Below are 21,180 nucleotides of genomic sequence, written 5' to 3'. Positions count from 1 at the left end.
CCTTAACGTGACTGAACCATGGTAGAACTGCTCTCGACCAAGAGTACTGCAATACCAGCCGCAGACCTGCTCTCTGCCGGAGAAGTGGTCGCTGTAGTCGACGACTCCCCGGATATCCAGCTGCTGCTCACCCATTACCTGCAAAGCGGCGGCTTTAACGTCGTCCATGCCAAAACAGCGGGTGAACTAAAAAAACTGTTTGAATCCCACGACATAGCCCTTCTTATCCTCGACATAGAATTACCGGATAAAAACGGCGCCGAGGTTCTCAAGGAGACCGCACCCGCATATCCCGATCTCGGCATCATCATGGTCACCGGGACCGCCGACCTGGAGATTGCCCTTCACTGTTTACGGGAAGGAGCGGACGACTACCTGACCAAGCCGCTGGCGTTCAAGCCGTTCAGCCACACCGTCCAGAACACCCTCAAAAAGAGGCGGCTTGCCATCAACTACAAGACCTATCAGAAAGAGCTGCAGATAACCAACGCCAGGCTGCGATTCCTCCATCAGCTCAACCTGAAACTGAACACAGCTTACCTCAACCTCTTCGAGCTGGAGAAAATCCTCTGGACCATCCTGCTGGTCATAACGGCGGAAGACGGCCTGCATTTCAACAGAGCCCGGCTGTTGTCGTACGACTCCTCCACCGGAATATTTGAGGGGAAAATGGAGGTTGAGGCTCCCCTTGACCAGAAGGTCGGGCACCCCCCTCTCAACCTGGATGTGATACTGCAGACCCTTTCCGATGAGGAGCCGGAAGATGATGGAAAAAAATACGGCAGTATCGGCCAGCTCGATATAGAAAAGCTTGCGGCCGACCATATCCTTTGCCATGTTATCAAGACTCAGAGGCCGGTCTTTGTTAAAAACGGCAGACATCCCGGCAGCCACATTCCCAAAAAATTTCTTGAACAGTTAAACCTATCTTCCTTTTTTGTTCTTCCGCTGTTTTCCTCAAGTCAGTTTTTCGGCGTCATCATTGTCGACAACCACGGTACCGAGATACCGCTGAAACAGAGCGATATCTTCGATCTTGAAATTTTTGCCAGTCAGGCTAGTCTTGCCATTGAGCACAGCTTTCTCTACCAGAAGATGTCCGAGAAAATCTCGGCGCTTGAATCGGTAACCCTGGAGCTGGAAAAAAGCCGCGACCTTCTGGTTGCTTCAGAGCGGGATTCCACTCTCGGGAAGATTTCTTCAAAGCTGCTGCACCGAATCCGCAATCCCCTCACCTCAATCGGCGGCACAGCTCGTTTGCTCACCAGAAAAACCGACGATGAATATACCTTGAAGTTTCTGGAAATAATTACCGAGGAAACCGATAAGATAGAGCAGACCCTCAACTATCTGTTCACCTTTGCAGTTGACACCAAGCTGACGCTTACCCGCTGCGCCCTTTTTCCGCTGATCAGAAAAACTTTAATGTTTTTCTACACCGCCTTTCACGAACACGACATTGAGACCCAGGTCGGTCTTGACGAACCCGGACCCGTGATTGTGATTGATGAATATAAAATACGACAGGTCGTCATGCATATTGTCAAAAACAGCATTGAGGCCATGCACCAGGGAGGGACACTTACCATACAGGCGACGGAACAGCCGGACCACGTCTCATTTTTTATCACCGATACCGGACAAGGTATCGCCAAGGAGCATCTTCAACTGGTAACTGATCCTCTGTTTACCACCAAAGCCACCGGTAACGGAATGGGCCTCTCCCTTGTTGACCAGATCATCAAGGCGCACAAGGGTGTCTTTTCCATCGCCAACAGTCCGGGGGGCGGAACTGTCGCGACAGTCACTCTGCCAATACTACCGGCGCAACAGGGAAACAACCACCCCGAACAGCGCAAGAGCAGCTAGCAGCAAAAAAGATGTCTGAAAAGCATGGAGGAAATCCGGACGGTTGGCCGGGTTGAAATCGGTAAGCATCTTGCCGCCGCTGTATTTTGCGTACAACGAGGCAAAGAGCGTTGCGCCAACGGTAGCCCCGCTCACCATCCCGAAGTTTCTTGCGGTCGCGAGAATCCCCGCGGTAGTACCGGAAAAAGAATCATCAACTTTTGACAACACCGAAGCGCTGTTGGGCGACAGGAAGATTGACTGGCCAGCACCCAGCATGGCAAGGATAAGGGCAACTTCCGTCAGGCTGCTGGTGTCGGTCAGCCTGGAGACGAGAACCATTGCGCAAAAGCTGATAAAAAGTCCAAAAGTGGTTGGAATTCTGGCGCCGATCTTGTCATATACAAATCCTGCGGTCGGGGAGAGAACCATAAGCGTTGCCGGAACCGCCATCATCATTTTCCCAACGGTGTCCACAGGCACCTGCAACAGATATTCGAGATAAAACGGCATCAGTATCAACACCGAAAAAAGCACCGCAAACGATACCGCGGCACTGACCACGGCCGGCCAGTATTTTCTGCTGGAGAATATTTCAGGCGGTACAATCGGATTGACACACCGCTGCTGCCGGATGACAAACAGGCTGCCGAGCAGGACAACCATCCCAGCAAGAATTACAACCCCAGGACCGATGCGTTCACCCGCCTTGTTGAAAAGAGATATCAGCACGACGGCGACAGCTGCCCAGAGCACGCCGCCAAGCCAGTCGCAGCCGTTGACACTTCCCGCCTTGGCACCGGGCAATCGCCTGTACATCACCAGGACACCGACCCCGAAAACCAGGGCGGCAATAGCCATTGAGACCAGGAAAACAGCCCGCCAGCCATACACTAATAGCAGCTGGCCGCTGACATATGGGCCGCTCAGCAGGCCACAGGCCGTGGCAATGCCAACCAATCCAAGGCTCCGTCCGAGATAATTGGGAGGAAAGGTTTCCTTCAGGATGGCCGGCCCGGACGACATCATCATCGACGCCCCGATCGCCTGAAAAAAACGGCTGAACACAAGAAAAGAAAAGGTAGTCGACACGAAACAGCAGAACGCTCCGACTCCGAAAATCCCCATTCCGCCGATATATATATTACGCCGTCCTACCCGGTCACCGATCATCCCCCAGAACACCAGCGTGGCGGTAATGGTCAGCAGATAGACGGTTACAATGATCTCACTCTGCTCCAGATCGAGCTTGAGCGAACGGGTAATGGTGGGCAGTGCCACATTGATCATGCCGCTATCCAGAGTGGAGAGAAACACTCCGGTCATGACAAAAAAAAGAATTGGCCAGCGCATGAAGATACTCTTGTCAACACCCCGAGGTAAACAATGAAAAAAGCCCGGTGGAGTTTCCTCCACCGGGCTTTTATACTGAACTATTCTACTGGATGACGCTGTCTCTTTATTAGAAGCTCAGAGATACGCGTACACCGCCTTCGAATACGTCGTCGTCACCGGTAGCATCGCCAGCTGCGAGGTATGCGAGAACTGCATCAAGATTCAGGTTGTCCATAAGCGCGTAGGTGAGTTTACCGTCAACCTCAAAACCGAGCTCATCTTCACCGGCTGCGTTGTCTTCAGCAAGCATCGCGTACCAGAGGTCTGCAGAAAGGGTCAGCTTGTCGGCAGGCTTAACGGTTACGCCAGCGTTAACTGCGAGAACATTGCTGATTCCGTCACCAGGAGCGTTGGCAGAAACGTTATTATCGAAAACACCGTAACCCATGATCTCAGACCAGTAGTAGGAACGACCTACAGGATTGAAGAATGCTTCCATGTCGCCGTCGGCGGCATCATCGTCGCCGGTTGCGTAGAAGACCTGGCCGTGTGCAATACCTGCATCAACACCCAAGGCACCGAGGAACGCGCTGATGTCGTCATCACCGTAGTCGCCGCCGTTATAGATAAGAGTACCCCATACGCTGGCTGCGTCCATCTTCATGTCAAAGTCAGCACCGAGATAGTAGGAATCCCAATCGCCTGCAAGAGATACCACGCCTTCGTCATCTACGGAGGTGCCTTCGTCAGCTGAGTAGTATACAAAGTACGGGGTGAGGTTGAAGTTGTCACTTACCTGTACGCCAACCTGGAGGAAGGCGATACCTTCGGTGTAGTCATATCCACCACCGTCTTCGGTCTTTTCAGAGATGTATCCCAGGGTCGGGGTAACGTTGCCGAGATTGGGAGAAACCACGATACCGGAGAAGTCATCGTCGAAGAGGAAACCGCGAGCGATAGTGTGACCCTGGATACCAAGCTTGGTGCGAACGTTGCCGAGGGTGAAATCAGCGTAGGAGTGCTTGACCTCGAACACCATGCCGTCAGAACCGACATCTCCAAGAGGCTCGCTACCCCAGTTGGAGTCGATCTCGAACTTGTTTACGAATTTGAAGTTGTCGTTGAATTTTGCGGTGTAGTAGAGACGGGTACGATTGTCGATGCGTCCGTAGCTTTCGCCGTCCTGAGCAAATTCGTCCTGAACGAAAGCGCGGGTACGCCAGTAGCCGCCGAATTGATTTTCCACTGCAGATGCGGTCGTAGCTGCTACACCACCAACCATCATCAAGCCTAAAGTTGAAGCGATGATCTTCTTCATTTTCGTTTCTCCTGTGATTTTTTTATCCCTTGTGGGATTGCTTTATCTCTACCCTCTGTCAAAAGCGCTGATGCCCGGTCAATATGCGACCAGCAAAGGCTAAAGACATAAAACCATTCGCTGAACAGTATACGTGGCTCCATTCTTTGTCAAGATTTTTTTACCCGGCAGTATAATTTTTTATACTTTTGCTATTTTCTTCGTTATTCTGCCACCTTTTGTGAAAAAACAAGGTCGTATACCGCCAACTCGCTGCGAGAGCCTCCCGGGAGAATAGCGGCGAGGGAACCGCTGGCGGGAATGTTGGCGATAAAAAGCGTTGCCCCTTCGTTTTTATCAGACTTCCCGGCGCTTCCAGCAGTGGGTGGTGTGACTGGTGGACGAACAGCATAATCCACCAGATATCCGCGGTAACTGCCCGTACGCCATGCTTCCACAAGTTCATCGCCGACCCAGGCCATCCCCACCACGGAACCCGATTTATAGGGGCGCAGTTTTTCAAAAAAGCCAAACGCCGTCATCTTGTTCTCGTTGATGACGATCTCGTCAGCCCCGTTTTGATCAAGGTCCGTCACCAGAATCCTCGCCGGCACAAACACCAGTTCCCTGTCGCCGTCTTCGTCAGCCGTAAAATTTTTCCGATCCTGCTCGTTGATCGCTCCGCCGGTATTCGGTCCCAGATACATCTTGCTTCCGCCAAACTTTGCACTGCTCACCCACATAAGCTGGTTCGACGGGCTGTATACCCTTAAGTGTTCATCGCCGTCCACGGCAACGACTTCGTAAAAATTGTCACCGTCAAGATCGGCATAGGAAAAATCAAACAGATTGAGTCCTGGCGGCAACGCCAGCTGCTGCTGCGGTTTCAGGACAAAATCTTTGGCTACGTCCATGACAAAAATTCCCGGCCGGACAAGCTCCAGCCTCTCGGTCCCGCGGCGCTGTCCGCACAGACGTACACCTTCTCCTGGAATGTCGACGGGTCGCAGATACCAGCGGATATAGTCGGCGATCACCTCAAATCCCCTCGTTTCGCGCCAGCCCAGTATCAAAGACGCGACATCAATTCCGCTGGTTGCGCTGAGAACTATTTCCTGGGTGCCGTCTTCGTCTACGTCGACAAGGTTAAGGGCGTGAATCTTTACATCTCTTGACAGTTCGATTGAACCAAGCTTTACGATCCGCCTTCCCGACACCCGGTAAGCCTCCAGGGTGGAGTGCTGCAGCACGATAAACTCCTGCACCCCGTTGCCGTCGATATCCCCCGCCGCAAGTGCGGTAATCTCTTTATCAAAAGTCAGTTTTCTTTTTACTCCGACTGATGCAACCGTAAAGCCCGCGCGTCCGGAACCTGCCACAGTACCGGTATAGAGCCCCCTCTTGTAAGCCTCTTCGGGGTGAGCGGTAGTGAACCCGGAAAGACCTGAAGGATCGCCTTTTTCACTTTTGGCCTTCTCTACAATCTTGTAGCCAAAACTCTCTGCGGCAATTTTCGATGCCAGTCGTTCTATATCGCTTATTATCTCTTTTTCCGTCAAGGAGTTGACCGTATAATTTTGTTCATCCCGGTCACCGCTCAGCGGATACAGTGTTATGTTGACGGTAAGCCCGGAGACCGTCTCAAAAACCCCGCCCGTAACGAGAAAGTTCGAGGAATCATCGTCTGCCGGAAACAGACCTGCCAGTTTTCTCTCTTTGAGCTGGGCGAGGTCCTGTTTGCTGAGCACCGTATCGATTACCTGGATGCGATCCCTCGACGCAAGACGACTCATGAGCATGTTTTCAATACTGTCGCCCAGAAATCCGTACTTACCTATTGAGTTTTTATCGAACTTTGCAAAAACCAGGCGGTAAAGCTGGCCGCTGTCCTCCGCCCAAAGCGGCTGAACAAAGCAGAGAAGAGAGAAAAATAGAGTGAATAAAAGAGGAATGATTCGCATACCGAAATATCTCCTAAATCTAGCACCGGATCGACCATTACGCCGGCTTTGCGTTTATGCACCGGCTTATGCACCAGTGGCGGGTTCTAAATAACACACAGACCTATCTATATCTTACTTTTTTTCCCCAGGCAAGATGTGTCTTGCCGGTTGTACAACTGAGCTATAACTTGTGAAAATCCAGAGCATTACGTTTGCACCTGCTAATTTTCCAGCTTTTGTTGCCACCGCTACTTCTTGCTTGACAAAGAATCTAAAAAGAAGAATGATTTAAGTAACCATGCAGGATGACGTATCCTGCTGAAGTAGTTAATGAAACTTTTGATTTTGCATAAATAATGACGCTGCAGACAACAAATTATTTTTGCATGCTGGCAATCCTGGCTTCGCTTTTGCTTCGGCCCGGCGCAATCCTTGCCGAAGAGAGCACCAGCCACCGGGTATACCGCATTACATCGTACGATCTGGGGGCGATCCTCGAACAGCAGGAACAGACTCCGGGGCTGTATAGCGAAAAATACCGGCCGCTTCTGATCACCAGCATCGCATCCGACGTTTTTACCAGCGAACATATGCAAAAAGTCGCTTCGGGGGATTCCGAATCCTTTCTGCCGGGAACCAGCACAGTTGCACTGTCGGCTCGCTTTACCGCCACCGAAAATTTTTCGTTTGAAGGAGCTTTCGGCGTAACCCGCAATCACCGTCCCTTTCAGCTGGACAAGGACAACAAGGCAGGCTGGGAAGCCGATGTCGGGCTGATATACAGGCTGGTCGAAAACCTCTCCTACGAGCTTCACCTGGGCTATATGGATACCGGAGACCTGTTTGTCGACAAGAGCACCTACTCCGATATCGAAAACATCATCATGATTAGCAACCGCCTAACGTTAAGCTTCTGACAGCTGCACTCCGCTTTTTCTTTTTTTCATGGAGCACACGACCGACCTTGCCAGATGATATACTATCTTGGCAACATTGACAAAAGTTTCCTGCATTCAATCTCGCCTGGCGGTATTACCCTGACAAAAAACATAAAAATCAGAATTTGAACCAGGCAGACTTGACATCTGAGGTTGCGTAGAATAAGAGTTGGCAAGTCCATCCTGCAAACAGTGTCAATCTCAGATCATAGGTCAGGTCATTATGCCCCCTGAAACACATGAAACCTATAACATCCTCATGTATTCTCACGACACCTATGGTCTTGGCCATATTCGCAGGACCATGGCCATCGCCAACCACCTGCGCGACGCTAACACCAACGTGCTCATCCTTACCGGCTCTCCGTTGGTGGGAAGATTCAAGATGCCGAAGCAGGTGGATTTCGTCAGAATTCCCGGGATGATAAAGCAGACCAACGAAGAGTACCGCTCCCTGTCGATCCGTATCGAGGAGGAGCAGGCGCTATCCATCCGAACCAACATTATCCTGGCCACTGCAAAGACATTTCGGCCGAATCTTTTCATCGTCGACAAGGAACCCCTGGGGCTGAAAAAAGAGGTGCTGCCGACCCTTGAATGGCTGAAAGAAAACAGTCCGCACACCAGAACCGTCCTGGGACTGCGGGATATCCTGGATGATTACCGGGTGATCCGCAAAGACTGGCGGGATAAGGATGTATACACCTGCCTGGATCGTCTCTATAACGAGATATGGGTATACGGCAACCGGGAGATATACGACCCCGTGGAACAGTACGCTATTCCACAGACCATAAAGAATCGCATAAAGTATACCGGCTACATTCCCAGAAAAACCCTGCCGAAAAACTGCAAATCAAGGGTCAGGAGACGCTACAGGATCCTTGACGACGACAAGTTTATCCTGGTTACCACCGGAGGAGGGGGCGACGGTTTCGAGGTTATCGATCACTACCTGAAGATGCACGACTATTTTCCAACCTCGCTGCCGTTCAAATCAATCATTATCACCGGACCGTTTATGCCGAAACGCCAAAGGGAACAGATCAAGAAAAGGGCGAAGACCCTCGGAATAAAAACCCTGCCATTTCACCCGCAGCTTGAAGAACTGATGACCGCCGCCGACCTGGTGGTCTCTATGGGCGGCTACAACACCATCTGCGAACTCCTCACCCAGCAGACACCATCCTTGATCATTCCAAGAGAGACCCCGAGGAAAGAACAACTTATCAGGGCAGAGCGGCTCAAGGACAAAAACCTTCTCGATTTCATCCCATGGACAGGGGTAACGCCGCAGCTTTTCAGAGATAAAATTTTTTCCATCCTCAACAGGAAGGAAGAATATCTCCGGTCAATGGCTGCGTTCGAGCTGTCCGGGCTCGACATCATGCTGGCCAGGCTCACCCTTTTCAAGGAACAGGCACCGGCCGGGTCTGGAACCGGTTGCAACCTTCATGACTTTGCCTAGATTATCATCAGACGTCAGAAACTCATAATGTCAACTACATCTGCGCCACACACCCGCGGAGGTCCGGTACTCGCCTATGTACTGAAGGGATACCCGAGAATTTCCGAAACCTTCATCTCAAACGAGATCCTGCTCCTCGAGCAGCTCGGCTTTGCCATGCATCTGTTTCCCATGCGCCAGCCGAGGGAAACGTTCTGCCACGATTCGGTCAAGAAAATACGTGCCAGGGTGGACTATCTGCCGACCGAACTCACCCAGCAGTTCTGTACCCTGCTGCGCGCAAACATCTTTCTTGCGGCCAAGAAACCAGCCGCTTTCAGGGAAGCACTGCGCCACGCGCGGGCGGGACTAAGTGTTAAAACCGGCAACCTCGCAACCTTGAAACATCTTCTGCAGGCGGGTTTTTTAACCAACAACCACCTGCTGGGCGACTCGCGCATCTCCCAACTGCACGGACATTTCGCCCACTCCCCCACTTCGGTAACCCTCATGGCGTCGATCTTTTCCGGACTCCCCTTCAGTTTTACCGCGCACGCCAAGGACATCTACACCTCGGAGCCGGGAAAACTGAGGCGTAAAATGGAAAAAGCCAGATTTGTCATAACCTGCACCGACCATAACAGGAAATATCTCGAATCGATAGCCCAGGGTGTTTCGACACCCGTTTATTGTGTTTACCACGGCATAGACCTTGCCCTGTTCAGCAATCCCGAGGTTCCAAGGGTTGCCGTCAAGCCGCCCTACCACATTCTGACGGTGGCCAGGATGACAGAAAAAAAGGGGTTGCCTACTATTTACCGGGCGCTGGCGCTGTTAAAGGCTGCAGGGATCAGGTTCAGGCACACCCTGATAGGTGACGGCGACGACAGGGAAAAGATACTCGAGCTCATCGACTCGCTGAAACTTGACCAGGACTGCCGGTGGCTCGGCACCAGAACCCACCAGGAGGTACTTGAGCAATTCAGGCAAAGCGACCTTTTTGTCCTCGGATGCAATATTGCCAAAAACGGCGACCGGGACGGAATTCCCAACGTCCTGGTGGAAAGCCTCGCCATGGGAGTACCGGCAGTTTCAACGAGCGTATCGGCGATTCCGGAACTACTGGTCAACAACGAAACCGGCATCACCGTCGATCCGGGCGACCCGACCCAGCTTGCGGCTGCAATGAAAAATATCCTGACCGATGCGGCTCTTCGCCGGCGGCTGATCAGCGGCGGAAAGCGTATTGTCGCGGAAAGTTTTGACAACAGAATGTGGATAACGCGGCTGGCCGAGCTGTTTCGTCGCCACAATGACGCCTTCGGCCCACATCTTAGCCGGCAAGAACTCCAGGTGAACGGCCATGAAATCTTCTGAACAACCGACGCTGTTCGGACTCCTCAGACACGGACAGACCCGGTGGAACAGCCTGAAAAAGATCCAGGGCCAAATGGATTCTCCACTGACCGCCAGGGGCAGAAGCCAGATTGACCAATGGGGGACAACCCTTGGCCAGTGGCACTGGGACAGGATCGTTGCAAGCGATCTCGGCAGGGTGGTGGAAACTGTAGAAATACTCAACAAAAAGCTGCATCTGCCGATCACCTACGACACCAGGCTGCGGGAGCAGTCCTGGGGGCGGTGGGAGGGGCTGACTCTTCCCCACATCCATGAAAATTTTTCACAGGACCTCGCGCTGCGGGTGGCAAAGGGATGGGGTTTTTCCGCACCTGGCGGAGAATCAAGGGATGCGGTCCGCCAGAGGGTTCAGGGCATTCTTACCGAGATCAGCAGCAACTTTCCCGGGGAAAAGATCCTTATCATATGCCACCAGGGGGTGATCAAGGCGCTGATCTACCATCTCATGAACAGGGCTTTTCTGCCGGAAGAGGATCCTCTTCTGCAGGTAAACGGTTTTCATCTAGTTGCCCTGGAAAGTGGGGTGTTCTCAATCAACAAGCTCAATATTCCCCGCTCGTTCAGGTCATGAAGGTAACCTATTACTGTCAGCACGTCCTTGGCATCGGCCACTTTTACCGCAGCCTGGAAATCTGCCGCGCCCTTGCGGCCGAATTCCCCACAACCCTGATCCTGGGAGGACCGGATGTACGCTTTGACAGGGGAGCCATCGAAGTGGTCTCCCTGCCAGGTCTCATGATGGACCGTAATTTCGAGAACCTCGCCCCCTGCACACCCGGCCGCACCCTGGACCAGACGAAAGAGCTGCGGCAACGGCTGCTCTTTGACTATTTCCAGCAAAAACGGCCGGACGTTTTCATCACCGAACTCTATCCATTCGGCCGGAAAGCATTCAGATTCGAACTCGATCCGATACTTGAAGGGGTAAAAAACAGTTCCCTTGGCCCCTGCATCTGCCTCAGCAGCGTGAGGGATATTCTGGTGGAAAAAAAAGAGGGGCAGGAAAAATACCAGCAGAAGGTCATAGACACCCTCAACACTTATTTCGATGGGGTTCTCGTCCATTCCGACCGGGGGGTAATAGCTCTTGAATCATCGTTTCCGCGACTTGACGAGATCAGATGCCCCCTGCACTATACCGGTTTTGTCGCCCCAAAAGTTGACGGTGTTGGCAACAAGGGTATCCGCACCAGGCAGCAGATCGGTGATGACGCAAAACTCATCGTCGCCTCGATCGGCGGTGGCAATGTGGGGTCCGAGCTCCTTTTCGCCACCGTTGCGGCCTTCAGGTCACTTGTTGGCCGTAACAGCGGCAATTATCACCTCCAGGTCTTTACCGGTCCCTACTGCAGTGATGAGGCTTTTGACCAGCTGAAAAAGGAGCAGGCGGCCAATATCAGAATAGATCGGTTCACCGACTCTTTTATCCACTGGCTCGAAGCCGCCGATCTTTCCGTCTCCATGGGAGGTTACAACACCTGCATGAACCTTATCCGAACGGGCACCCCCGCTCTTATCTATCCATTTGACCAAAACCGTGAACAGGCGGTGCGGGCAGCCAGGCTGAGTGAGACCATGCCGTTTTCCCTGCTGACAAAAGATGATATGGAAACAACAAGGTTTGGTGCCAAGCTTGCGTCGCAGCTATGCAAACAAAGATCTGCGACCAAAATCAACCTCGACGGCGCCGCACAAACTGTACGCATAATCAGCAATCTCAGGTGACACCCCGCAATGACCAGACCCGTATCCCCACTTTATCGCGACATCCCCTCAACGGTGTCATCAATGGTGTCTGCATCTATTGACCGGGCATGTGGTAACGCTGATAAACATCCGCTGGTGTTCTTCAGGGCCGACGATATCGGTATTCCCTCAAGACAATTTCTTCGCCTTGCAGCCTGTTTTCGCAAACACCGCATGCCGCTCTGTCTCGCCGTTGTGCCTTCCTGGGTGACAGCGTCACGTTTTACCGAACTTTACCGGCAGCTTGACAAAACTAACAGTCAATGGTGCTGGCACCAGCATGGCGCGACCCACCGCAATTATGAACCGCAGGGGAAAAAACAGGAGTTCGGCCCTTCACGAAACAGGGAGGACGTGGAAAAAAGTATAGCGCACGGTTGCCGGCGGCTGCAGGAAATAGTCGGCGATCAATTCCACAAGATCTTTACCCCCCCCTGGAACAGGTGCAGCCCAGCTAGCCTGCAGACGCTGGTCGAGTTAAAATTTCTGGCAATTTCAAGATTTGGGCAACCAAATTCTGCCGCACCTTGTAACCTGCCGGATTTTTACGTCAATGTGGATCTGCATACCCGCAAGGAAAAGGATCCCCGCACCGCCCTGGACAACTTGCTCATTGAGCTTGAACGGGGCATAATGTCCGGCAGGTGCGGTATCATGATCCATCACCAGAGGATGAATCGGGCCGCTTTCGATCTCCTTGATCTGCTGCTTGAAAAAATCCGGTACGAGAAAAAACTTATACCGGTCACTTTCCGGGATCTGTTGCAGCACCCCTCTGGTTGAGTGAGGATTGCAACAGCTTTTTGAATTCACCCGGCACACAGTATGGATTAAATCAACACTGATATGGGGCAACCTCTTGAAAAGTTTTTCAAAAAGCATGATAAGATAAGAGAGACCCCAGGCAATGAAGCACTTTTTTGCGCAGCGCACACAGAGTTAAGGAGAGACCATGGCCGATCGCTATCAGCCGCTTGTCAGATACTTTCAAAAACTGTCAAGAATCGAGCACGCAATCACATTCCTTCAATGGGACCATATGGTTATGATGCCGCCCCGAGGCAGCGAAGCCCGGTCCAAAGCGCTGGCGGAACTGAGCGCAACGTATCACCGGCGGCTTGTCAGCGATGAACTGGGAGAGTTGTTACAGGAGGTGGAAGACAAGACAGACAATCCTGAGCGGATAGCGAGCATCAGGGAGATGAAAAAGGTCTATTCCAGGGCGGTCTGTCTTTCCTCCGACCTGGTTGAGGCCAAGACTATTGCCGGGGCACGATGTGAGTATCAATGGCGACAGCAGCGCAACGACAACGACTGGGACGGATTCGCCGGCAACTTCAGGGAAGTGGTGAAGCTTTGCCGGGAGGAGGCGCAGGCCAGATTTGCACGGAATCCGGACAACTTTGCCACCCCGTACGACACGCTGCTCGACCTTCACTGTACCGGAGACGACAGCGGGTTTATCCAGGCGGTGTTTACGCGGCTCAAGCGGGATCTTCCGGGGATCCTTGAACAGGTCCTCGAGCGGCAGCGAGAGACTAAGCGTCCGAATCTGGCGGGAGAGTATCCGGTTGCGCAGCAGCAACAGCTCAATAAAAATTTGATGCTCAGTCTCGGGTTTGATTTCGAGTCCGGCAGGCTCGATGTCAGCGCTCACCCCTTCAGCACCGGCTGCAGAGGAGATCAGCGCATCACCACCCGCTACCGGGAAAACGATTTTTTCGACAGCCTGCTGGCCACGGCCCACGAGACCGGACACGCCAGCTACGAAAACGGTCTTCCCAGACAGTACGATGGGTTGCCGGTCGGCGGTGCCCGCAACCTCTGTCTCCATGAAAGCCAGAGTCTGCTGTTTGAGAAACAGCTCCTGCTGACCAGACCCTTCCTGGAGTTTTTTCTTCCCGTCATTCACCGCTGCCTCCCCGCCACCTCCCATCTGAGCGCCGAAACATTATGGCTTGGAGCAACCAGGGTTGCGCCCAGCCTTATCCGGGTTGAAGCGGATGAGGCGACCTATCCTTTCCACGTGATAATACGCTTTGAGATCGAGCGCGACCTGATAAATCAGCAGATAGAAATTGATGACATCCCAGAACTCTGGGATGAAAAAATGCGTCGATACCTCGGAATATCCACCGGCAGCAACTTTAAAGACGGATGTATGCAGGATATGCACTGGACTGACGGAAGTTTCGGATATTTCCCGTCATACACCATGGGTGCGATAAACAGTGCCCAGTTTTCCGCGGCAATTCGATTGGCCCACCCGGACTGGCAGGAGCAACTTGCCGGGGGGAATCTCGATTTCATCCGCCGCTGGCTGCTGGAGAATATCTGGTCGGTGGGATCGACTATTGAATCCCAGGAGATACTGCAAAAAGCAACTGGCCAGAAAACAAACCCGGATTTTTTTCTTGATCACCTGAAAACCAGGTATCTCGACTGCGGCTATTGACACCGCGTGAAAATAACCCGGCACCATTGACTCTTGTCACAACCTCACCAAAAGGAGCGACCCCTATGGAGCTAAACGACACTCAATCCGCGCTGATCCTGGAAGTAACAAACGAAGGGGAGATATCTGTGGAGATCGCCACAAAAAACTTTGAAACCCTTGCCTCGGCGTTATGCCAGGCCATAGCCGCAAAACTTGTAAACGATGAGGATTTCCAGAACGACCTGATGGAAATGATCGATATGGACGAATAGCTTCTTCAGCGGGTACGTCGTTTTCACTCATGTTTTTATCTGGGTGAACAATTGGCATTGCCGCCATGTCAAGATACACCTATAATAGATAATAATAATTATCACAAATCTGTTTTCCTCTGGGTGGTGGTCCTGGCTTAAAACGGCGAAGATAGATTTCCAGGTGTTACGCTTTTTACCTTTTATCCGGAGTCTCGTGGATGCGGCGATTAGTTGAGCTACCTTTATCGAAGTCTTTCAAGATGGCTTTTCAGAGTATCAGGGTGAGATTTTTCCGCTCGATGGTAACCACCGTAAGTCTCGTCCTGGCCGTATCCTTTTTCACCTTCATCCAGGCCAGCAACGATACCGCCGAGGGACTTCTCTCGTCAAACGACCAGACGGTTCTTCTCGAACTGGTAAAGGCCGGTTACGACATCACCCCTGAAAGCGGATCGATAGAGAGTTCCGCCAAACAGCGCTGGATTCTCTTTCTCTCTCTTCTGGTCTGCGTTGTCGGAATAATCAACGCCCAGCTGATGTCTGTGACAGAGAGATTTCGCGAGATAGGCACGTTAAAGTGTTTGGGGGCTCTGGACAGGTTCATCGTACGACTCTTTCTGATCGAAGCGGCCATGCAGGGAATCACCGGAGGCTTAGTCGGCGCTTTTCTCGGCAGCTGCGTAGCACTGGGTTCCTGTCTGGCAACCTTCGGGGGAAAAGCTTTTTTCTTCATCCCCTGGGGACAACTCCTGGTCACCATCGCCGTTGCAACCGGAACGGGCACTCTTCTCAGTCTTCTGGGAGTCCTCTACCCAGCCTTTATCGCCGCCAGGATGCAACCTGTTGAAGCGATGCGGGTGGATCAGTAACACTAAAACACAACCCAGGGTGACAGTCAGCATGAGTCAGACAAGCAAAATAGTCCGGGTAACCGGAGTGGTGAAAAATTTCGACCTTGGCAAGATAGTGGTAGAGGTGCTCAAGGGGATCGACCTTGAGATAGAAACCGGCAAATACATTTCGATAATGGGCCCTTCCGGCTCCGGGAAATCGACGCTTTTCAACATGATAGGCGGGCTCGACAAACCGACGGAGGGCAAGGTCTTTATCGATGAAGTCGATATCGCCCAACTTGACGCCTATGAGCTTGCCTGGCTGCGATGCAGGAAAATCGGCTATATTTTCCAGACGTTCAACCTGATTCCAGTCATGACCGCTCTGGAGAACATTACCATCCCAATGACATTTGCCGGCGTTTCCAGCGACGAAGCGCTCAAAAAGGGCATGGACCTCCTGAGCCAGGTCGGTCTTGCCGGCCGTCATGAGCACAGGCCGTCGGAACTTTCGGGGGGACAGCAGCAGCGGGTGGCGGTGGCCAGGGCCCTGGCCAACAACCCGTCGATCATTCTTGCCGACGAACCAACGGGAAACCTTGACCTGACTACCGGGGAAGAGATTATCAAGCTCCTCAAGGAACTGAGCATCGAACGCGGGGTTACCGTGATTTCCGCAACCCACGACTATAAGATGCTCAACGTCTCTGACCAGGTTATCTGGATAAGAGATGGAAAAATTGAAAAAATTCAGCAGCGGGAAGAGCTGAATATCAGTACGGGCGGACTTGCAAGCGCCCATTAATCAGGCATCAAACGTTCTCATACCCACCAAGGACGCCACCGCTTATGATATATCTTTATCGTATACTGGTACTGCTGATCTTTTTCGGGCTGCTTGCGGATTCGCTCTGGTGCAGCGCCAGTGCACCAGAGCGGGAGAATCTTGAGAAGACAATCCACGAACTGAGCAGTTACTCAAGCCGGACAACCGGCTCTGGCGGATATGAAAAAGCTGCCGACTACATCGAAGCCAGGTTGCGCCACCTCTCCCTGTCACCCCAGAACTACCTCTACGACATCCCGGTACGCCGGTTTACCAAATCATGGCTGACGGTCAATGACCAGAAGTACCCACTGCACCCGTTTATCTATAACGCCGTCACCCCGGAAGCAACAGACGGCGCGTTTGACGGTCCCGTCTTTTACTGCGGCAGGGGATTACCCGGACAGCTGGACGGAAAGCGGCTCAAAGACAGCATCGTCCTGCTCGACTTCGATTCGGCCCGAAACTGGCAACTGCTGGCGTCCCTTGGCGCCAAGGCGGTGATTTATCTCTATGAAGGCAAGCAACAGGACCGGATCTTCTACAAGGAAAAATCCGAGCTGACCCCTATACAGTTTCCATGTTTCTGGATGAAACGCCGTCAGGCTCAACAGATATTCGGCAATCTGGAAACAACTGCCGCCCCGCTTGTCCAAAACGCCACACTTTTTGCCTCGGCCAGGTGGGAGCGAACCAGGGCGCGCAACATCTATGCTCTCATCGAGGGTGGTGATGCCAAGCTGAAAAACGAGCTGCTCATCGTTGAGAGTTTTTTCGACTCCGAAGAATTTGTCGCCGGACTCTCCCCCGGGGCGGACGCCGCAAGTTCAATCGCCACTTTTCTTGAAGTTGCCGAGCAGTTCACCAAGAAGCCACCGGGCAGGTCGGTCCTGCTGGTGGCTTCTAGCGGACAGTTCCAGACTCTTGCCGGAATGCGCGATATAATGTGGAGCCTCAACACGAGATCCAAGGATCTCCGCACCCTGGACCACAACCTCAAAAAACAGCTGCAGAGACAGAAAAAATATCTCAAGACTCTCGACCAGATGTCTTTTCCCCTGGCTCCGGACGCGACCAGGGACAACATCCTCAAACAGGCCATAAATCACGATGTCAACCAGGCGGTCGACCGGGTGTCACGGCGGTTGATGCAGCTGCGGCTGGCCGACCAGACCAGCGCTACCAAGCAACTCATCAAGGAAACGGCCGCCGAGCGCTTTTTATACCGGCGCCTCGGGTGGACCGAGGACTACAGCAGCCTGCCGGCCAAAGAGACGAAAGTCCTCAACCGGCTTATCGTCGAGGCGACGGACCGGACCGCAAGAATTATCGCCGACCTCAAAGGCCAGGCCAGTGCGCTCAGCTCGGCAAAGACGTTTAGAAATCTTGTGCGGGACTACGATGTGGCCGCCGTTGTCAGCCTCTATTTATCGAGCCACGGCAGCGGGGTGGGCGCATTCAACAGAGGCTGGCTCTACAACCTCAAATCAACCGTCAACAGGAGCCCGTCCTACACGACTGTCGCCTCGGTCCTGAGAGAAACCGGAGCTGGGAACGGGAATACAGCCAACGGTGTCCGCTACCACGACACGCTGCGCCCGGATAGTCTCAGGACCTGGGATTCCTGGTTTATCGACCGGCCAGCCATGGGAGGAGAGGTCAGTAGCCTTGCCGGATACCTGGGGTTGAGCCTGGTTACCACGGACGACGCCCGACCGCTCTGGGGAACCCCGGAAGATCAAGAAGAACAGATAGACTGGAACTACCTCGCCCACCAGGCACAACTGGTACGACGGCTCCTGTACGGTCTTGGTGGCGCGCCCCGGCTGCACGAAAACAATCTCCCGCGCGATGGGCTGGTAACCGTTACGGTACGGGCCAACCTGCTGTTGCAGGGGGAGCTTTTCGCCACTTACCCAGCCCACGACACCACCATACTCGGCTACCAGGGCCTCAACAGATTTTATGCCATGGTAGACGAAACCGGCTATTTCACGATAAAAGGACTCGCCGACAAGAAGCATGTGCTCGACAAGTTGATAATAGAGGGCTACCGGTTCGATTCGAAGACCGGCAAAGTAATCTGGGCGATTGACAAGAAAGAGACAGGCAAGGCCAACTATCGGCTCAAACTGCTGAGGAAGTCGATGCAGAGCGACCTGGTCATGTTCAACTGCCGGGAGACGACGCTTTTCGACCTGCTGGAACCGCGGACATTTGCCTACATGACCAAACTTCATCTCTTCGACGGGAGGAGGGATGCGCCACCCGAACACTATTGGTACAGCCGGATAGACACCAGGGAGTCGATAATCTCCTCGATCTACACAGCGCCCGGGACCCTGCTCAAGCTTACCTTGTCCGATACCGTTCTGACCACCAAGATGATCTTATCCAACGGCACCGACGAGAATCGCATGGGCCTTGGATATCCAGTGGACGATTTTCCCACTATTCCGAACACGATCTACCATGCCGCAAAAGACGCATGGACACTGCTGGAACCGCGAATCGTCAACCTGGAGAACCACGGGATCTTCGATCCCAGGATAAACGAACTCAGATCCCGGGGGCTGGCAGCTCTCGATGATGCGGAAAAAAGTCTTGACGCCCTGCACTATTCCCGGGCAAGAACGGCGGCAGCCACCTCCCAGGCACTGGCCGAGAGAGTATACGTACAGGTCGAAAAAACGCAGAAAGACGTACTGTTCGGAGTGCTTTTCTATATCGCGCTCTTTGTCCCCTTTGCCTTCGTAACGGAGCGCTTTCTTTTTAATTTCAACAACATATACAAAAGAATAGCCGGTTTCTTCCTGATCCTGGCGGTACTGATAGCGGTCATCTACAACGTACATCCGGCTTTTGAGCTCGCATACAGCCCAATGGTCGTCATCCTTGCGTTTTTCGTTATCGGGCTGTCGTTTATCGTGTCGCTCATAATCTTTTTCCGGTTCGAAGACGAAATGATTCTTCTGCAGCGCCGTGCCGCCCATAAAAGATCGGTAGAAATCAGCAGGTGGAAAGCTTTTACCGCCGCCTTTTTCCTCGGTGTCTCCAACCTGCGCAGGAGAAGGCTGCGGACGGTTCTGACCTGTTCCACCCTGGTCATCCTCACCTTTACCATTATGAGTTTTACCACCATCAAGTCGAACAAGAAGCAGGTAAGACTTCCTTTTTCCTCCTCGGCCCCCTACCGGGGACTGCTGCTGAGACAGATGAACAACAGGAGTCTGCCTCCCCAGGCCACCGAGATACTGATGTCGGCAATGTCTGCAAGCGATCGGTCCGCCCCCAGAGTATGGATTGAGAGTCAGGACCCGTCAAGACCGGTCCACGTGTCGGTACGCAATAAGGACAAAGAACTCGGGCTCCAGGGACTCATCGGCCTGAGTCCCGATGAACCCTATGTAACCGGACTTGACCGGTTGCTCACTGCGGGCAGATGGTTCAACAGGTCCGACATCAGGGCGATCATTTTGGAGAAGCAGACCGCGGATCTTCTCGGAGTCGCCCCCGACGGAGAACAGAATGTTTCCCTGTGGGGAATCCCTTTTACCGTGATCGGGACCTTTGATGCGAAAACTTTTGCCGAAGCCGTCGACCTGGACGGCGAACCGCTCACTCCGGTCATCTTTCCCAACGAGGCGGACACTGAAATGACCGAAGAGGAGCTGGAAGCCATGGAGTCAGGAGACGATGTCCGCTCGTTCCAGTCCCGCTACATCCACATTCCCGCCGGACAGACGGCAATCATTCCGGCACAGACGCTGGCGGCCGCCGGGGGAAGATTGAAAAACATCGCGGTGCGGCCCGCCAATCCCGAGCGGACAGGGAGCCTGGCCGGACAGTTGTCGGACCGTTTCAGCCTGGCCATCTTTACCGGAGAACCCGACGGGGTCTGGCTGTACAATATCAGCGACACCATGAATTACAGCGGAGTGCCCAACATCATTATCCCGCTGCTCATCTCCATTCTCATAGTACTCAACACCATGATAAGCGCCGTCCATGAACGGAAAAATGAGATAGGCGTCTACACCTCGGTCGGCCTTGCCCCCTCTCACGTCGGCTTCCTCTTCGTCGCCGAGGCCATGGCCCTTGCGGTTATCTCCGTGGTTCTCGGCTACCTCATCGCCCAGGTCCTGGCGGCGCTGCTGTCAACCACTGCGCTCTGGAGCGGCATTACGGTCAACTACTCGTCAATGGCCGGCGTCGCGTCAATGATTCTGGTAATCCTGGTGGTGCTGATCTCCGTCATCTATCCGTCCAGGGTAGCGGCGCGCATTGCCATTCCCGATGTCCACCGCACGTTTAAACTGCCCCTGCCGGAAAATGACAGAATTACCGTCACCCTTCCGTTTCTGATGAAGTTCTCCGAACACGAATCTATCGGCGGCTTTATTTACCAATACCTTGAGAGCCACCGGGATATCTCCCACGGTCTGTTTTCAAGCGGCCCGATACAGATAGTGTTCAGCTGTTCGACCGTGGACGAGATTATCAAGATGGTCAAGGAATCGGATGCTCCCCACCAGCTGCAGTGCCTCCATATCCGCTCCAAGATATGGCTTGCCCCTTTTGATTTCGGCATAATGCAGACCGCCGACCTGCAATTCTGCCCCGCCAGGGAGGGGGAGGAATTTTTAGAGATCAAAATAACCCTGCACCGACAGTCGGGGGAGTCCGCGGCCTGGCACCGGCTCAACGTCTCATTTCTTCATGAAATAAGAAAACAGCTCCTTATCTGGCGGTCCCTTGACCAAAAAACCCATGCCGAGCTGGGCGACCGGTTCAGGACCACCGTTGACCAAACCGAGTCACAGCTATCCCATGATGTCACAGACGAGGCCTACTGAG

General features: G+C 53.1%; 15 protein-coding genes. 12 read left to right on the top strand and 3 right to left on the bottom strand.

All coding sequences use genetic code 11. From position 1 onward, the window contains the following. The first annotated feature begins 18 nt into the window (after positions 1-18). Positions 19-1,869 carry an ATP-binding protein gene (locus tag BLQ17_RS05035; protein ID WP_092220426.1) on the top strand — a complete coding sequence of 617 codons (1,851 nt, stop codon included), beginning with the start codon at positions 19-21 and terminating at the stop codon, positions 1,867-1,869. On the opposite strand, the gene BLQ17_RS05030 is transcribed toward BLQ17_RS05035, so the two are convergent. From BLQ17_RS05030 to BLQ17_RS05020, 3 genes are all read right to left on the bottom strand, one after another. Next, on the bottom strand, positions 1,819-3,201 hold the full coding sequence (locus BLQ17_RS05030) for an MFS transporter (protein WP_092220424.1): 1,383 nt from the start codon (positions 3,199-3,201) through the stop codon (positions 1,819-1,821). The genes BLQ17_RS05035 and BLQ17_RS05030 overlap by 51 nt on opposite strands. Before the next feature lie 109 nt (positions 3,202-3,310). Continuing rightward, positions 3,311-4,429, bottom strand: coding sequence for an alginate export family protein (locus tag BLQ17_RS05025; RefSeq protein WP_245694996.1), 1,119 nt, complete (start codon positions 4,427-4,429; stop codon positions 3,311-3,313). 275 nt (positions 4,430-4,704) lie between these two features. Then, complete coding sequence (locus BLQ17_RS05020; RefSeq protein WP_092220420.1) at positions 4,705-6,441, bottom strand: FG-GAP repeat domain-containing protein; 1,737 nt, start codon at positions 6,439-6,441, stop codon at positions 4,705-4,707. A gap of 338 nt (positions 6,442-6,779) precedes the next feature. Between BLQ17_RS05020 and BLQ17_RS05015 the strand changes: the two genes are divergently transcribed. From BLQ17_RS05015 to BLQ17_RS04965, 11 genes are all read left to right on the top strand, one after another. Continuing rightward, on the top strand, positions 6,780-7,340 hold the full coding sequence (locus tag BLQ17_RS05015) for a hypothetical protein (RefSeq protein ID WP_143005441.1): 561 nt from the start codon (positions 6,780-6,782) through the stop codon (positions 7,338-7,340). A gap of 244 nt (positions 7,341-7,584) precedes the next feature. Then, a complete protein-coding gene (locus BLQ17_RS05010; protein WP_092220417.1) occupies positions 7,585-8,829 on the top strand; it encodes a glycosyltransferase family protein in 1,245 nt (414 codons plus the stop codon). Between the two features lie 27 nt (positions 8,830-8,856). Continuing rightward, complete coding sequence (locus BLQ17_RS05005) at positions 8,857-10,185, top strand: glycosyltransferase family 4 protein (protein WP_092220415.1); 1,329 nt, start codon at positions 8,857-8,859, stop codon at positions 10,183-10,185. Beyond that, complete coding sequence (locus BLQ17_RS05000; protein WP_092220413.1) at positions 10,172-10,798, top strand: histidine phosphatase family protein; 627 nt, start codon at positions 10,172-10,174, stop codon at positions 10,796-10,798. The genes BLQ17_RS05005 and BLQ17_RS05000 overlap by 14 nt, the downstream gene beginning before the upstream one ends. Then, positions 10,795-11,952, top strand: a complete 1,158-nt coding sequence (locus BLQ17_RS04995; RefSeq protein ID WP_176761094.1) for a glycosyltransferase family protein — start codon at positions 10,795-10,797, stop codon at positions 11,950-11,952. Before BLQ17_RS05000 ends, BLQ17_RS04995 begins: the two co-directional genes overlap by 4 nt. A 9-nt stretch (positions 11,953-11,961) precedes the next feature. Beyond that, the gene (locus BLQ17_RS04990) at positions 11,962-12,756 is read left to right on the top strand and encodes a polysaccharide deacetylase family protein (protein WP_143005440.1); all 795 of its coding nucleotides are present in this window, start codon (positions 11,962-11,964) and stop codon (positions 12,754-12,756) included. 169 nt (positions 12,757-12,925) lie between these two features. Then, the gene (locus BLQ17_RS04985; RefSeq protein ID WP_092220407.1) at positions 12,926-14,428 is read left to right on the top strand and encodes a carboxypeptidase M32; all 1,503 of its coding nucleotides are present in this window, start codon (positions 12,926-12,928) and stop codon (positions 14,426-14,428) included. Between the two features lie 65 nt (positions 14,429-14,493). Continuing rightward, the gene (locus BLQ17_RS04980; protein ID WP_092220405.1) at positions 14,494-14,682 is read left to right on the top strand and encodes a twitching motility protein; all 189 of its coding nucleotides are present in this window, start codon (positions 14,494-14,496) and stop codon (positions 14,680-14,682) included. 200 nt (positions 14,683-14,882) lie between these two features. Beyond that, the gene (locus BLQ17_RS04975) at positions 14,883-15,533 is read left to right on the top strand and encodes an ABC transporter permease (RefSeq protein WP_092220403.1); all 651 of its coding nucleotides are present in this window, start codon (positions 14,883-14,885) and stop codon (positions 15,531-15,533) included. A gap of 31 nt (positions 15,534-15,564) precedes the next feature. After that, a complete protein-coding gene (locus tag BLQ17_RS04970; RefSeq protein WP_092220401.1) occupies positions 15,565-16,302 on the top strand; it encodes an ABC transporter ATP-binding protein in 738 nt (245 codons plus the stop codon). Between the two features lie 44 nt (positions 16,303-16,346). Next, positions 16,347-21,179: an FtsX-like permease family protein gene (locus tag BLQ17_RS04965; RefSeq protein WP_092220399.1), complete on the top strand. Its 4,833-nt coding sequence runs from the start codon at positions 16,347-16,349 to the stop codon at positions 21,177-21,179. The last annotated feature ends 1 nt before the right edge of the window (position 21,180 follow it).

It is taken from the genome of Desulforhopalus singaporensis (assembly GCF_900104445.1).
Classification (GTDB): Bacteria; Desulfobacterota; Desulfobulbia; order Desulfobulbales; family Desulfocapsaceae; genus Desulforhopalus_A; species Desulforhopalus_A singaporensis.
The sequence above is the reverse complement of the archived record's forward strand: the minus strand, read 5'-3'. Positions and strand labels throughout refer to the sequence as shown.